The sequence below is a fragment of the Pseudomonas sp. FBF18 genome (genome assembly GCF_024261405.1).
Lineage (GTDB): Bacteria > Pseudomonadota > Gammaproteobacteria > Pseudomonadales > Pseudomonadaceae > Aquipseudomonas > Aquipseudomonas palmensis.
On the sequence record NZ_QKRS01000003.1, the window covers coordinates 198072 to 212344 of the forward strand.

Consider the following 14273-nt stretch of genomic DNA (forward strand, 5'->3'; position numbering starts at 1 on the left):
GGCACCGGTTGGCGGGGCTAGCGTGAAATGAACGATGTGCCCCTATCCCTGGGCACGGCACCATTGTGTCGGGTCGCTCGGGCGGCCTTGCTGGCGAATCGCGAAGTACAGGGCGGCGGTGTCCTGGCCGCCGCTGTTGCCGACGGTGGAGATCGCCTCGCCCGACTTGACCACGTCGCCGGCATTCTTGAGCAGGCTCTGGTTGTGCCCGTACAGGCTCAGGTAGCCGTTGCCATGGTCGAGAATGACCAGAAGTCCGGCGCCGCGCAACCAGTCGGCGAACACCACGCGCCCGCCATGCACCGCATGTACCTGGCTGCCGGCGGAGGCGCTGATCATCACCCCGTCCCACTTGGCTCGCGAGTCGTCGCCGCGGGTTTCACCAAAACGTGCCAGCAATCGACCATTGACCGGCCATGGAAGTTTGCCCCGTGCTGCAGAAAAAGCGCCGCCGAAGGTGGCGCCGTCGCTGGAAACCAGCGGCCCGGGCACTGCCCTGGGCTTTTTCGGGGTGGCGTCCTGGTTGGCGGCCAGGGCTTCGCGCTGACGCTGCTTCTCGGCTTCCTGGGCGGCCAGCAGGGCGCGCTGACGCGCCTCTTCGGCTTCGCGCGCCTGGCGTGCCAGGGTCTGCTCGATGGTCTTGAGCACCTGGGCGAGGTCGGCCTGGTCCTGTTCGCGGGCGGCCAGCTTCTGGTCGCGTGCCTTGACGTCGCTGTTGAGCTTGGCCAGCACCTGCTGGCGCTCGGCGCGGACCTTTTCCAGGTCCTGGCGCTGGGTTTCGAGGGTGCCTTGCTGGGCCAGCAACTGGGCCTGCTGCAGGGCGATGTCCTTTTCCACATTGGCCAGCTGGCGCAGGGTCTCGTTGAAGCTGCGCAGCTGCTCCAGGCGGGCCTGGCTCAGGTAGTCGTAATAGGTGAGGGTGCGCGCGAACTTCTCGGGGTTCTGCTGGTTGAGCAGCAGCTTGAGGTATTCCTCACGACCGTTCTGGTAGGCCGAACGGGCCTGGATGGCGATCAGGCGTTGCTGTTCAACGCGGGCGCTCTGGAGTTTTTTTTTCTCTTTGTCGAGGCGCTCCAGCTCGCCTTCAGTCTTTTTTAGTTCCTGCTGCAGGGCCTCCACCTGCTTTTGCAGCTTGCCGATTTCGGTTTCGGTGCCGCGCAGGTCTTTCTGCACGCCGGACTTTTCCTGCTGCAACTGGCCAAGCAGCTTTTTCAGCTCGGCAATGTCCTGGCGCGTGGCGTCCAGTTGCTGCTGGGTTTGCGCGCGCTCGTCGGCGAATGCCGGGCCGAACAGGCAGGTCAGGGCTATGAGGATAAGTGCGCGAAGCATGGAGTAGGCGGAACCCAGGATGGAGACTGGCCTAGTATGCCCGCCATGGCGATCAAAAAAAACGACCTTCAAGCGGGATGCGATTCAGCTGCCTGTTTCAAGCTGCACGCCGCAAGAGGCGCAGCGCACGTGGCGCTGGCTCCTGCAGCTTGAACCGTGCAGCGTGGGGCGTGCCGTTCAGACGTCTACGAGAATCGAAGTACCGGTCATTTCGGCCGGTTTTTCCAGGCCCAGCAGCTTGAGCATGGTCGGCGCCACGTCCGCCAGCACGCCGCCTTCACGCACCTTGAGGTTGCGCTTGCCGACATAGATGAACGGCACCGGCTCGGTGGTGTGGGCGGTGTGGGCCTGGCCGGTGCACGCGTCTTCCATCTGCTCGACGTTGCCGTGGTCGGCGGTGATCAGCGCTTCGCCACCCACCTTGTCGAGGGCCTCGACGATGCGGCCCACGCACAGGTCCAGGGCCTCCACGGCCTTGACCGCAGCGTCGAACACGCCGCTGTGGCCGACCATGTCGCCGTTGGCGTAGTTGACCACGATTACGTCATAGCGCTGCTGTTCGATGGCCTCGACGATGCGGTCGGTGACCTCCGGCGCGCTCATTTCCGGCTGCAGGTCGTAGGTGGCGACCTTCGGCGACGGGATCAGGATGCGCTCTTCGCCTTCGAACGGTTCTTCGCGCCCGCCGGAGAAGAAGAAGGTGACGTGGGCGTACTTTTCGGTTTCGGCGATGCGCAGCTGGGTCTTGCCCTTCTTGGCCAGGTACTCGCCCAGTACGTTGTTCAGGCTGCCTGGGGCGAACGCCGCCGGGGCGGCGATCTTGGCCGAGTACTGGGTCAGGCCGATGTAGGCGGCCAGTTTGGGCAGGCGTGCGCGCGGGAACTCGTTGAAGTCCGGCTCGACGAATACCCGCGACAGCTCGCGGGCGCGGTCGGCGCGAAAGTTCATGAAGATCACCGCGTCGCCGTCCTCGACCCTGACGGCCTCGCCCACGCGGGTGGCCTTGACGAACTCGTCGCTCTCGCCGCGTGCATAGGCGGCTTCAAGGCCGGCGGTGGCGGTGCTGGCGCTGAATTCGGCGGTGCTGTCGACGATCAGGTTGTAGGCGGCGCTGACGCGGTCCCAGCGGTTGTCGCGGTCCATCGCGAAGTAACGGCCGATGAGGCTGGCGATGCGGCCCTTGCCCAGGCGGGCGAAGGTGGCGTCGAGCAGTTCGATGGAAGACTGTGCGCTCTTGGGCGGGGTGTCGCGGCCGTCGAGGAAGGCGTGCAGGTAGATCTTCTCGGCGCCACGTTGCGCGGCCAGTTCGGCCATGGCCACCAGGTGGTCCTGGTGGCTGTGCACGCCACCATCGGACAGCAGGCCGAGGATGTGCACGGCCTTGCCGGCACCGGCAGCCTTGTCCACGGCGTCGCACAGCACCGGGTTCTGGAAGAACTCGCCATCCTTGATGGCCTTGGTCACGCGGGTGAAATCCTGGTACACCACGCGCCCGGCACCCAGGTTCATGTGGCCGACTTCGGAGTTGCCCATCTGCCCGTCGGGCAGGCCCACGTCCATGCCCGAGCCCGAGATCAGGCCGTGCGGCTGGGTGGCGCGCAGGCGGTCGTAAACCGGCGTGGTGGCCGAATAGATGGCGTTGTATTCGTGGCTTTCGCTGTGACCGAAACCATCCAGGATGATCAGGACCAAGGGTTTTGGCGTGCTAGTCATCTATCCCACTCGCGCTTTTGTCAGGTGATAAAGACACGCATTTTAGGGCAAATTGGTCAGCAGTGACGAATTAACCTTGCGCGCCCGCCATTGCCGCCCGACGGGTAGCAGCCCGGCAATGAGAATTACTGTCGACAACCAGTGCCGGTGGGCTTTGGCCGGCCTTGGGTGCTGTGTATACTGCCCATCATTTTTAACGGCCCGGAACCCTCTGATGGTTGCTCACCTGATCGAATTCGCGACATCTCACTATCTGCTGGTTGGTATCTTCGTCGTTCTGCTGGTCCTGCTGATCGTCACCGAAGCGCGCAAGGGCGGCCGCAGCCTGAGCAACGGCGAACTGACCGCGCTGGTCAACGCCGACAAGGGCCTGGTCATCGATATCCGTGCCAGCAAGGAGTTCTCCGCCGGGCACATCGTCGGCGCGCTGAACATCCCGCAGGACAAGTTCGCCGCGCGTATCGGCGAGCTGGAAAAGCACAAGGCGACCAAGACCCTGATCGTGGTCGACAACCTGGGCCAGCATGCCGGCGCCGTATGCCGCGACCTGCTCAAGGCCGGCTTCAACGCCGCCAAGCTGTCGGGCGGCGTGTCGAGCTGGAAGGCCGACAACCTGCCGCTGGTGAAGTGACATGAGCAACGTCATCGTCTACTCCAGCGACTACTGCCCTTACTGCTCGCGTGCCAAGCAGCTGCTGTCCAGCAAAGGTGTGGCCTTCGAAGAGATCAAGGTCGATGGCAAGCCCCAGCTGCGCGCAGAGATGAGCCAGAAGGCCGGCCGCACCTCGGTGCCGCAGATCTGGATCGGCAGCACCCACGTCGGCGGTTGCGACGACCTGTTTGCCCTTGAGCGCGCCGGCAAGCTCGACGCGCTGCTCAAGGCCTGAATTCCCTACAAGACCCTGCAAAGAAGGATCTGTCATGACTGAAGAACAGAACAACGGCGCTGCGGCAGCCGACGAAAGCTCCCCGCAATTCTCCCTGCAGCGCATCTATGTGCGTGACCTGTCGTTCGAAGCGCCGAAAAGCCCGGCGATCTTCCGCCAGCAGTGGGAACCGAGCGTCGCGCTGGACCTGAACACCAAGCAGAAAGGCCTGGAAGGCGACTTCCACGAGGTCGTGCTGACCCTGTCGGTCACGGTCAAGAACGGTGAGGAGGTTGCCTTCATCGCCGAAGTTCAGCAGGCGGGTATCTTCCTGATCAAGAACCTCGACCCGGCTTCGATGAGCCACACCCTGGGCGCGTTCTGCCCGAACATCCTATTCCCGTATGCGCGTGAAGCGCTGGACAACCTGGTGACCCGTGGTTCGTTCCCGGCCCTGATGCTGTCGCCGGTGAACTTCGATGCCCTGTACGCGCAAGAGATGCAGCGCATGCAGGAAGCAGGCGAAGCGCCTTCGCTGCAGTAAGCTGACTGCGGTACGTTGAAAGCGCCCTTCGGGGCGCTTTTTTCATGCCTCAGGCAAAACCTTGCTGGCGCCAGGCTTCGTACACCGCCACGGCCACGGTGTTGGACAGGTTCAGGCTGCGGCAGCCTTCACGCATGGGCAGGCGCAGGCGCTGGTCGCTGCCCAGCGGGTCGAGCACCTCGGGCGGCAGGCCACGGCTTTCGGGGCCGAACAGAAAGGCGTCGCCGGGAGCGAAGGCCACGTCGTGAAACGGCCGCGAGCCCTTGGTGGTGAAGGCGAACAGGCGCGGGTTGCCCAGGCTCTCGAGGCAGCTGGGCAGGTCGCTGTGGCGCTTGAGGGTGGCGTACTCGTGGTAATCCAGGCCCGCACGGCGCAGGCGCTTGTCGTCCAGTTCGAAGCCGATCGGGTCGATCAGGTGCAGCTGGCAGCCGCTGTTGGCGCACAGCCGTATAATGTTGCCGGTATTCGGTGGAATTTCCGGTTGAAAAAGGATGACGTGAAACATGCACGGCTCCGAGCATAAAGATGACGAGCATTCTACCCCCGAACCGGACCCGCGTTCGAAACTGTGGCCGCGGGTGCTGTTCTCCATGGCCCTGTTCGGCATGCTGGTGGGCCTGATGATCGGCCGCCTCACCGCGCCTGAACCACGGGTACTGGAGCGGGTGGAGGTGGTGGTCGATGGCCTGAACCTGTGGTTCAACGAAGAGCCGCAACTGCATGGCGAGGAGGTCGAGGGCACGCTGGCGTTGGTGTTCCAGGCCAGTGGGCGGAGCCAGAAGGGTCAGTTGCAGTTGGCGGGCAAGCCCGTGAGCTGGCGCCTGCAGAACAGCGACCAGGGCCTGTTGCTGAGCCTGGTGGCGGCCCGGCCGCTGCGCGGCGACTGGGCCGGCGAGCCGGTGCAGGGCCGCTGGAGGGTGCAGGTGAAACTGCACGAATAAAAGAGGGGATTCCCCGGCCTGCCTGTACCAAGGTCCCCAAAACTGGGTGGTGCTTAGGTATATGCAGGGGGTGTGCCAAGTTGGCCTGGGGCAATGGAACCTGGGGTTTTGCTGGGTTTGATGCGGTTGTGAGGGGTGTTTTTGCCTTCAGGCGGTGCAGCGGGGGCAGGCATGGTGCAGCAATGGGGCAAGCCGTTCGCCGGCAAGGCCGGCTCCTACAGGTACGGCGGCGTTTGTAGGAACCGGCCTTGCCGGCGAAGAGGCCCCTGAGTCAGGCCTCGTCGTCGCCCTCGTCGTCCCCGCCGTCGACCTTCATGCCCAGTTCCTTGATCTTGCGCGTCAGGGTGTTGCGCCCCCAGCCCAGCAGCACCGCTGCATCGCGCCGCCGCCCGGCGGTGTGCTTGAGCGCCGTCTCGATCATGATCCGCTCGAAACTCGGCACTGCGCTGTCCAGCAGGTTCGACTGGCCACGGCTCAGCGCCTGGTCGGCCCACTGGCGCAGCGCCTGCTCCCAGTTGGTCACCGGCGCTGCGTCCTGCGGCAGGTTCAGCAGCTCCGGCGGCAAGTCGCCGATATGCACCTCGCGCCCCGAGGCCATCACCGTGATCCAGCGGCAGGTGTTCTCCAGCTGGCGCACGTTGCCCGGCCACGGCAGGTTGCGCATGAACTCCTCGGTCTCCGGCTTGAGCAGCTTGGGCTCCACCGACAGCTCCTGCGCCGCACGCCCCAGAAAGTGCCGGGCCAGGGTCGGGATGTCTTCGCGGCGGTCGGCCAGGCGCGGGATGTGGATGCGGATCACGTTCAGGCGGTGGAACAGGTCTTCACGGAACTTGCCGGCCTGCACCAGGGTTTCCAGGTTCTGGTGGGTGGCGGCAATGATGCGCACGTCCACCTTCACCGGCACATGCCCGCCCACCCGGTAGAACTCGCCATCGGCCAGCACGCGCAGCAGGCGGGTCTGGGTGTCGGCCGGCATGTCGCCGATCTCGTCGAGAAACAGCGTGCCGCCGTCGGCCTGCTCGAAACGCCCGCGGCGCAGGTTGGCCGCGCCGGTGAACGCGCCCTTTTCATGACCGAACAGCTCGGACTCCATCAGGTCCTTGGGGATCGCCGCCATGTTCAGCGCGATGAACGACGAGGCGGCGCGCGGGCTGTGACGGTGCAGGGCGTGGGCCACCAACTCCTTGCCGGTGCCCGATTCGCCGTTGATCAGCACGGTGATGTTGGAATGGCTGAGCCGGCCGATGGCGCGAAACACCTCCTGCATGGCCGGCGCTTCGCCGATGATTTCCGGGGTGCGGGTCAGCGCCTGGGGCTCGGCCATGCCCTGCTGTTCCTGGGCGTGCTGGTTGGCGCGCTTGACCAGCGACACTGCCTCGTCCACGTCGAATGGCTTGGGCAGGTACTCGAACGCGCCGCCCTGGTACGAGGCCACGGCGCTGTCCAGGTCCGAGTGCGCGGTCATGATGATCACCGGCAGACGCGGGTGCTGCTCGCGGATCTGCGCCAGCAGGTCCAGGCCGCTGGCACCGGGCATGCGAATGTCGGAGATGATCACGTCCGGCTGCTGGCGGGCCAGGCGGCTCATGACCCCATCGGCACTGTCGAAGCTCTGGGTGGTCATGCCTTCCTGTTGCAGGGCTTTTTCCAGGACCCAACGGATGGAGCGGTCGTCGTCGACGATCCAGACGGTTTCGCTTCGGCTCATGAAGAAGTGGCTCCTTGTTCCAGCGGCAGGAAGATCGAGAAGGTGGTGTGGCCAGGGTGGCTGTCACATTCGATCAGGCCCTGGTGCTGGCTGATGATGTTCTGGGTGATGGCCAGGCCCAGCCCGGTACCGTCCGGGCGACCGCTGACCATGGGATAGAAGAGGGTGTCCTGCAGTTCCGCGGGTATACCCGGGCCGTTGTCGATGATTTCGATGCGCGCCACCAGGCGGTGGCGGGTGTGGCCGATGGTGAACTGGCGCATGGCGCGGCTGCGCAGGGTGATGCGGCCCAGGCGCAGTTCGTTCTGCCCGCTGATGGCCTGCATGGCGTTGCGCACGATGTTGAGCACGGCCTGGATCATCTGCTCGCGGTCCACCAGCACGTCGGGCAGGCTCGGGTCGTAGTCGCGCACCAGGGTGATGCCGCCCTGGCTTTCGGCCTCCACCAGGCTGCACACGCGCTCGAGCACTTCGTGGATGTTGGTCATGGCCAGCGACGGCAGTTTGTTGGAGCCGAGCATGCGGTCGACCAGGTTACGCAGGCGGTCGGCCTCTTCGATGATGACGTTGGTGTAGTCCTTGAGGCCGTTGTCGGGCAGTTCGCGGGCCAGCAGCTGCGCGGCGCCACGGATGCCGCCCAGCGGGTTCTTGATTTCGTGGGCCATGCCGCGCACCAGCATCTTGGTGGTTTCCTGCTTGGACAGCTGCGCCTCTTCCTTGGTGATGCGCAGCAGGCGGTCGCGCGGGTGCACTTCGAGCAGCAGCAGGGTGCGGCCGTGGTTGAGGATCGGGGTGACGGCGTAGTCGACGGTCAGGGTCTGGCCGGTGAGGGCGGTGAGCATGGCTTCGCGCTTGGTGAACGGGTGCGCGTGCTCCACGGCCTGGCGCAGCGAGTTGAGCGCTTCGGTCGATTCGGTGAACAGCTCGCTGATGAACTGCCCGTGGCTGCGCTGGCCGCTGATGGCCAGGAGCATTTCCGCTGCCGGGTTCATGTACTCCAGGCGCAATTCGGCATTGAGCAGAATGGTGGCAGTGGTCAGGTTGTCCAGTAGCAGTCGGTGCAGTGCATCGCTGATGGTCATGGGGCGTCGTTGACCTCTTTTGGCACAGTACCGCCCTGATCGGGGCCAGGGTGGCGCGCGCTGGTAATCGGCTGATGCCAGGAAAATGCAAGAACCAAACCAAGGCTCCGAAAAGAAGCGCAATTCCCTGAAACCGAGCCTTGGCTGCGCAAAAAATGACTGGGTTAACAGGTTGCAGGCTGTTTTTGAACCAAAATGGGCTGTTGGTGCAGGGGTAGCGCTGCCTTGTGCACCATTGTAGAGCACTGCTGACTTCATCGCGGGTCAAGCCCGCTCCCACTGGTTTGTGGCAGCGGGCTTGACCCGCGATGAAGTCAGCGCAAAAAAAAGGCCTCCCGAATGGGAGGCCTCTCTCGTTACGCCGCGTGAGCGAGCGTCACTGGCTTAGCAGCTGTAGTACAGCTCGTATTCCAGTGGGTGTACGAAGGTGCGCACCTTGATTTCTTCTTCGCTTTTCAGGGCGATGTAGGCATCGATGAACTCGTCGGAGAACACGCCGCCCTTGGTCAGGAACGCACGGCCCTTGTCCAGCTCTTCCAGGGCTTCCTTCAGGCTGCCACAGACCTGCGGGATCTCTTTGGCCTCTTCAGGCGGCAGGTCGTACAGGTTCTTGTCGGCGGCATCGCCTGGGTGGATCTTGTTCTGGATGCCGTCCAGGCCGGCCATCAGCAGCGCAGCGAAGGCCAGGTACGGGTTGGCCGCCGGGTCCGGGAAGCGCGCTTCGATACGGCGGGCCTTGGGGCTCGACACGTAAGGAATGCGGATCGAGGCAGAACGGTTGCGTGCCGAGTAGGCCAGCATGACCGGGGCTTCGAAGCCCGGGACCAGACGCTTGTAGGAGTTGGTCGACGGGTTGGTGAAGCCGTTCAGGGCCTTGCCGTGCTTGATGATGCCGCCGATGAAGTACAGGGCGGTATCGGACAGGCCGGCATAGCCTTCGCCGGCGAAGGTGTTCTTGCCGTCTTTCCAGATCGACATGTGCACGTGCATGCCCGAGCCGTTGTCGCCGTACAGCGGTTTTGGCATGAAGGTAGCGGTGCGGCCATAGGCGTCGGCAACGTTGTGCACGACGTATTTCAGGGTCTGAACTTCGTCAGCTTTTTTCACCAGGGTGTTGAACTTGACGCCGATTTCGTTCTGACCGGCAGTCGCCACTTCGTGGTGGTGCACTTCGACGACCTGGCCCATTTCTTCCAGTGCGTTGCACATGGCAGTACGGATCTCGTGGTCGTGGTCGAACGGCGGAACCGGGAAGTAGCCGCCCTTGACGCCTGGACGGTGGCCCTTGTTGCCACCTTCCACGTCCTGGTCGGACATCCACGAGCCCTGCTCGGAGTAGATCTTGAACATCGAGCCCGAAATGTCGGACTTGAACTTCACTTCGTCGAAGATGAAGAACTCAGGCTCAGGGCCTGCGAATACGGTGTCGCCGATGCCGGTGGAGCGCAGGAACTCTTCGGCCTGCTTGGCGATGGCGCGCGGGTCGCGGTCGTAGCCTTGCATGGTCGACGGTTCGATGATGTCGCAGACCAGGATCAGGGTCGGCTCTTCGGTGAACGGGTCGAGCACGGCGGTGGAGTCGTCCGGCATCAGGATCATGTCGGAGGCTTCGATGCCTTTCCAGCCAGCGATGGAGGAACCGTCGAACATCTTGCCGGCTTCGAAGAAGTCGTCTTCCAGCGCGTCACGGGCTGGCATGGTGACGTGGTGCTGGGTGCCCTTGGTGTCAGTGAAGCGCAGATCAATCCATTTAACGTCATGATCTTTGATGAGTTGAACCGACTTCGACATGGTGTCCTCCGGGTGGGGTAGAGCGTGCCTGTGCAGCCCTTGTAATTTGGGTGATGCCGGGCGCGAATAGTCGGCCAAGGCAACCTGCCTCACAAGGGAGCAAATTGCATGCCAGTGCCCCGAGTTGGGTTTTTCGCCCCATTCTCACGCGTTTACGGGTGCCAACGGCGCTTCAGGGGTTTTTCCTGCACTCTTAGGAGGCGTTTTTTCGTTTGAGTGACCCAAAATGGTGCGCGTGAAACCTTCTGTACAAAAGTTGCTCAAAGCTTGAGCGAATTCCGCTATAATCCGCGCCCCTTCTTTTTCGGCTGGCCACGCGCGCGCTGTTTTCATGAAACTAATCGTCAAAGTCTTTCCAGAGATCACCATCAAGAGCCGCCCGGTTCGAAAGCGCTTCATCCGTCAACTGGGCCGCAACATCCGCACCGTGCTCAAGGACCTGGATCCTGCGCTCGCGGTCGATGGTGTCTGGGACAATCTGGAGGTGGTCACCCGCCTGGACGACGAGAAGGTGCTGCGCGAAATGACCGAGCGCCTGAGCTGCATGCCGGGCATCGCGCATTTCCTCCAGGTCGATGAGTACCCGCTGGGCGACTTCGACGATATCGTCGCCAAGTGCAAGACGCATTTCGGCCACCTGCTGGCCGGCAAGCACTTTGCCGTGCGCTGCAAGCGCGGCGGCCACCATGATTTCAGCTCGATGGACGTTGACCGCTATGTCGGCAGCCAGCTGCGCCAGCAGTGCGGCGCCGCCGGCATCGACCTGCGCAACCCCGAAGTGGAAGTGCGCATCGAGATCCGCGACAAGCGCCTGTACGTGATCCACAACCAGCACAAGGGCATCGGCGGCTACCCGCTGGGCGCGCTGGAGCAGACCCTGGTGCTGATGTCCGGCGGCTTCGACTCCACCGTGGCGGCCTACCAGATGATGCGCCGCGGCCTGATGACCCACTTCTGCTTCTTCAACCTGGGCGGCCGTGCCCACGAGCTGGGCGTGATGGAAGTCGCGCACTACCTGTGGAAGAAGTACGGCAGCAGCCAGCGCGTGCTGTTCGTCAGCGTGCCGTTCGAAGAGGTGGTGGGCGAGATCCTCGGCAAGGTCGACAACAGCTACATGGGCGTGACCCTCAAGCGCATGATGCTGCGCGCCGCCACCAACATCGCCGACCGCCTGCAGATCGACGCGCTGGTCACCGGCGAGGCGATTTCCCAGGTGTCCAGCCAGACATTGCCCAACCTGGCGGTGATCGACTCGGCCACCGAGAAGCTGGTGCTGCGCCCGCTGCTGGCCAGCCACAAGCAGGACATCATCGACCAGGCCAATGAAATCGGCACCGCCGAGTTCGCCAAGCACATGCCAGAGTACTGCGGCGTGATCTCGGTGAACCCGACCACCTGTGCCAAGCGTCACCGCGTCGACCATGAAGAGAAGCAGTTCGACATGGCCGTGCTCGAGCGCGCCCTGGAACGCGCCCGCCTGGTGTCCATCGACCACGTGATCGATGAACTGGGCCAGGATATCCAGATCGAAGAAGTCAGCCAGGCGCTGGCCGGGCAGGTGGTGATCGACATTCGTCACCCCGACGCCCAGGAAGACCAGCCTCTGGAACTGGACGGCATCGAGGTCAAGGCCTTGCCGTTCTACGCCCTCAACAGTCGCTTCAAGGAGCTGGACCCCACGCGCCAGTACTTGCTGTATTGCGACAAGGGAGTGATGAGTCGCCTGCATGCCCACCATCTACTGAGTGAGGGGCATGCCAATGTGCGCGTTTATCGTCCGACATAAGATGCCGGGGTTGTATGGCGGCAGTATCCGCCATCGCCCTCCCGACCGACGAGCCCGTTGAGCGCCGTTCATTCACATTCGCCGCCTAGACTGGGCGGCAACCCGAATCCTCTGATCGAGATACACAAGTGATCGAAAATCTACGCAACATCGCCATCATCGCCCACGTTGACCATGGCAAGACCACCCTGGTAGACAAACTGCTGCGTCAGTCCGGCACCCTGGAGCGCAACGAGCTCAACGACGAGCGCGTGATGGACTCCAACGACCAGGAAAAAGAGCGCGGCATTACCATTCTGGCGAAAAACACCGCCATCAACTGGAACGGCTACCACATCAACATCGTGGATACCCCGGGCCACGCCGACTTCGGTGGTGAAGTAGAGCGCGTGATGTCGATGGTCGACTCCGTGCTGCTGCTGGTAGACGCCCAGGACGGCCCTATGCCGCAAACCCGTTTCGTGACCAAGAAGGCTTTCGAAGCCGGCCTGCGTCCGATCGTGGTGATCAACAAGGTCGACCGTCCGGGCGCGCGTCCTGACTGGGTTCTGGACCAGATCTTCGACCTGTTCGACAACCTGGGTGCCACCGACGAACAGCTGGACTTCAAGGTCGTCTACGCCTCGGCCCTGAACGGCATTGCCGGTCTGGACCACACCGAAATGGCCGAAGACATGACCCCGCTGTACCAGTCGATCGTCGACAACGTGCCAGCGCCAAGCGTCGACCGCGACGGTCCGTTCCAGATGCAGATCTCGGCACTGGACTACAACAGCTTCCTGGGCGTGATCGGTGTTGGCCGCATCGCCCGTGGTCGCGTCAAGCCGAACACCCCGGTTGTGGCCATCGACGTTGACGGCAAGCGCCGCAACGGTCGTATCCTCAAGCTGATGGGTCACCACGGCCTGCACCGCGTCGACGTCGAAGAAGCCCAGGCTGGCGACATCGTCTGCATCAGCGGTTTCGACGAGCTGTTCATCTCCGACACCCTGTGCTCCCCGGACGCAGTCGAGGCGATGAAGCCGCTGACCGTCGACGAGCCGACCGTTTCGATGACCTTCCAGGTCAACGACTCGCCGTTCTGCGGTAAGGAAGGCAAGTTCGTCACCAGCCGCAACATCAAGGAGCGTCTGGACAAGGAGCTGCTGTACAACGTTGCACTGCGCGTTGAAGAAGGCGACTCGGCCGACAAGTTCAAGGTATCGGGCCGTGGTGAGCTGCACCTGTCGGTACTGATCGAAACCATGCGTCGCGAAGGCTTCGAAATGGGTGTTGGTCGTCCGGAAGTGATCATCCGCGAAATCGACGGTGCCAAGCACGAGCCGTTCGAGAACGTCACCATCGACATCCCTGAAGATTCGCAGGGCAAGGTCATGGAAGAAATGGGCCTGCGTAAAGGCGACCTGACCAACATGGTGCCGGATGGCAAGGGCCGTGTACGTCTGGAATACAACATTCCAGCCCGTGGTCTGATCGGTTTCCGCAACCAGTTCCTGACCCTGACCAACGGTGCAGGCATCCTGACCTCGATCTTCGATCGCTACGCGCCAATGAAGTCCGGCCACATGTCCGGCCGTCAGAACGGCGTACTGGTATCGGTAGAGACCGGCAAGGCGCTGACCTACTCGCTGGAAACCCTGCAGGCGCGCGGCAAGCTGTTCGTCGAGCACGGCCAGGAGATCTACAACGGTCAGATCGTCGGTCTGAACAGCCGTGACAACGACCTGGGCGTCAACCCTACCAAGGGCAAGAAGCTCGACAACATGCGTGCTTCGGGCAAAGACGAAACCATCGCTCTGGTGCCACCTGTTCGCTTCACCCTGGAACAGGCCCTGGAATTCATCCAGGACGACGAGCTGTGCGAAGTCACGCCCAAGTCGATCCGTCTGCGCAAGAAGATCCTGGACGAAGGCGAGCGTACCCGCGCTGCCAAGAAAGCCAAGAACTGAGTTAGCTCAGGCTGAATGAAAACGCCCCCGGTCGAAAGGCCGGGGGCGTTTTTGTTTGTGCAAGGCCTGAAACTTGCGCTGGCCGAATCGCGGGTCAAGCCCGCTCCCACAGGTAAATGCACAACCTTGTGGGAGCGGGCTTGACCCGCGATGCTTTTCAGCGGGCCACGGGCTTTGGCTTGTACGCGCAGTACCCCGGCCGCGGGCCGATCCTTGGGTGGTTGCGGCAGGTGTCGGGGCGCTTGTCGTAAATGGTGCAGAACCGCGTCTTGCGGTCCAGGTACAGGCAATCGTCGTTGCTCATGCGCTGCAAGGTGAAGATCCCGGACTTCTGGTTGAAGCGCTCGACGATCCCATCCTTCTGCAGGCGCTTGGCGATGTTCTTGGGCGGCTCGCCCCGTTCGAATTCGTCCACCACGCCAATGCGGATCAGATCCGTGAGCTTGACCTCCACCGGCAAGGTGCAGCAACTGGACATGCAGCCCCCGCACATGTGGCTGGAATACCTCTGCCAGGTATCCAGGCGGTCGAGTTCGGCGGCGGCAATCAGGGTCGGTTTCATCA

13 protein-coding genes are annotated in these 14273 nt (G+C 63.0%); 6 read left to right on the top strand and 7 right to left on the bottom strand.

What is annotated here, in order from left to right:
* Positions 1 to 42 precede the first annotated feature (42 nt).
* Complete coding sequence (locus DN387_RS06885) at positions 43 to 1329, bottom strand: murein hydrolase activator EnvC (RefSeq protein WP_043862201.1); 1287 nt, start codon at positions 1327 to 1329, stop codon at positions 43 to 45.
* Positions 1330 to 1506: 177 nt separating this feature from the next.
* Complete coding sequence (gpmI, locus tag DN387_RS06890; protein WP_043862200.1) at positions 1507 to 3042, bottom strand: 2,3-bisphosphoglycerate-independent phosphoglycerate mutase; 1536 nt, start codon at positions 3040 to 3042, stop codon at positions 1507 to 1509.
* A 214-nt stretch (positions 3043 to 3256) separates the two neighbouring features.
* On the opposite strand from gpmI, the gene DN387_RS06895 reads away from it, so the two are divergent.
* Genes DN387_RS06895 through secB form a run of 3 tightly spaced genes read left to right on the top strand, consistent with a single transcriptional unit; the run spans position 3257 to position 4452 of the window.
* Positions 3257 to 3673, top strand: a complete 417-nt coding sequence (locus DN387_RS06895; protein ID WP_043862199.1) for a rhodanese-like domain-containing protein — start codon at positions 3257 to 3259, stop codon at positions 3671 to 3673.
* 1 nt (position 3674) lies between these two features.
* Complete coding sequence (gene grxC / locus DN387_RS06900; protein WP_043862198.1) at positions 3675 to 3929, top strand: glutaredoxin 3; 255 nt, start codon at positions 3675 to 3677, stop codon at positions 3927 to 3929.
* Between the two features lie 34 nt (positions 3930 to 3963).
* Complete coding sequence (gene secB, locus DN387_RS06905; RefSeq protein WP_043862197.1) at positions 3964 to 4452, top strand: protein-export chaperone SecB; 489 nt, start codon at positions 3964 to 3966, stop codon at positions 4450 to 4452.
* A 49-nt stretch (positions 4453 to 4501) separates the two neighbouring features.
* Here the strand turns inward: secB and DN387_RS06910 are convergent, their stop codons facing one another.
* Positions 4502 to 4957, bottom strand: coding sequence for a tRNA (cytidine(34)-2'-O)-methyltransferase (locus DN387_RS06910; RefSeq protein ID WP_043862196.1), 456 nt, complete (start codon positions 4955 to 4957; stop codon positions 4502 to 4504).
* Between DN387_RS06910 and DN387_RS06915 the strand changes: the two genes are divergently transcribed.
* A complete protein-coding gene (locus DN387_RS06915; protein ID WP_054915784.1) occupies positions 4956 to 5393 on the top strand; it encodes a hypothetical protein in 438 nt (145 codons plus the stop codon). The two genes, DN387_RS06910 and DN387_RS06915, sit on opposite strands and share 2 nt — an antisense overlap.
* Positions 5394 to 5664: 271 nt before the next feature.
* Here the strand turns inward: DN387_RS06915 and ntrC are convergent, their stop codons facing one another.
* The 3 genes from ntrC to glnA all read right to left on the bottom strand — a co-directional run bounded on the left by ntrC (position 5665) and on the right by glnA (position 9974).
* Complete coding sequence (ntrC, locus tag DN387_RS06920) at positions 5665 to 7101, bottom strand: nitrogen regulation protein NR(I) (RefSeq protein ID WP_054915783.1); 1437 nt, start codon at positions 7099 to 7101, stop codon at positions 5665 to 5667.
* Entirely contained in the window at positions 7098 to 8183 is a 1086-nt protein-coding gene (gene glnL / locus DN387_RS06925) for a nitrogen regulation protein NR(II) (RefSeq protein WP_043862193.1), read from the bottom strand. The genes ntrC and glnL overlap by 4 nt, the downstream gene beginning before the upstream one ends.
* Positions 8184 to 8567: 384 nt before the next feature.
* A complete protein-coding gene (glnA, locus tag DN387_RS06930) occupies positions 8568 to 9974 on the bottom strand; it encodes a glutamate--ammonia ligase (protein ID WP_043862192.1) in 1407 nt (468 codons plus the stop codon).
* 331 nt (positions 9975 to 10305) lie between these two features.
* On the opposite strand from glnA, the gene thiI reads away from it, so the two are divergent.
* Together thiI and typA are read left to right on the top strand one after the other, a co-directional pair.
* Positions 10306 to 11760 (top strand): tRNA uracil 4-sulfurtransferase ThiI, encoded by a 1455-nt coding sequence (thiI, locus tag DN387_RS06935; protein WP_043862191.1) that lies wholly within the window; start codon positions 10306 to 10308, stop codon positions 11758 to 11760.
* Between the two features lie 128 nt (positions 11761 to 11888).
* Entirely contained in the window at positions 11889 to 13709 is a 1821-nt protein-coding gene (gene typA / locus DN387_RS06940; RefSeq protein WP_043862190.1) for a translational GTPase TypA, read from the top strand.
* Between the two features lie 157 nt (positions 13710 to 13866).
* Here typA and DN387_RS06945 read toward each other — a convergent pair whose 3' ends face one another.
* On the bottom strand, positions 13867 to 14271 hold the full coding sequence (locus DN387_RS06945) for a YkgJ family cysteine cluster protein (protein WP_043862189.1): 405 nt from the start codon (positions 14269 to 14271) through the stop codon (positions 13867 to 13869).
* Positions 14272 to 14273: the final 2 nt, after the last annotated feature.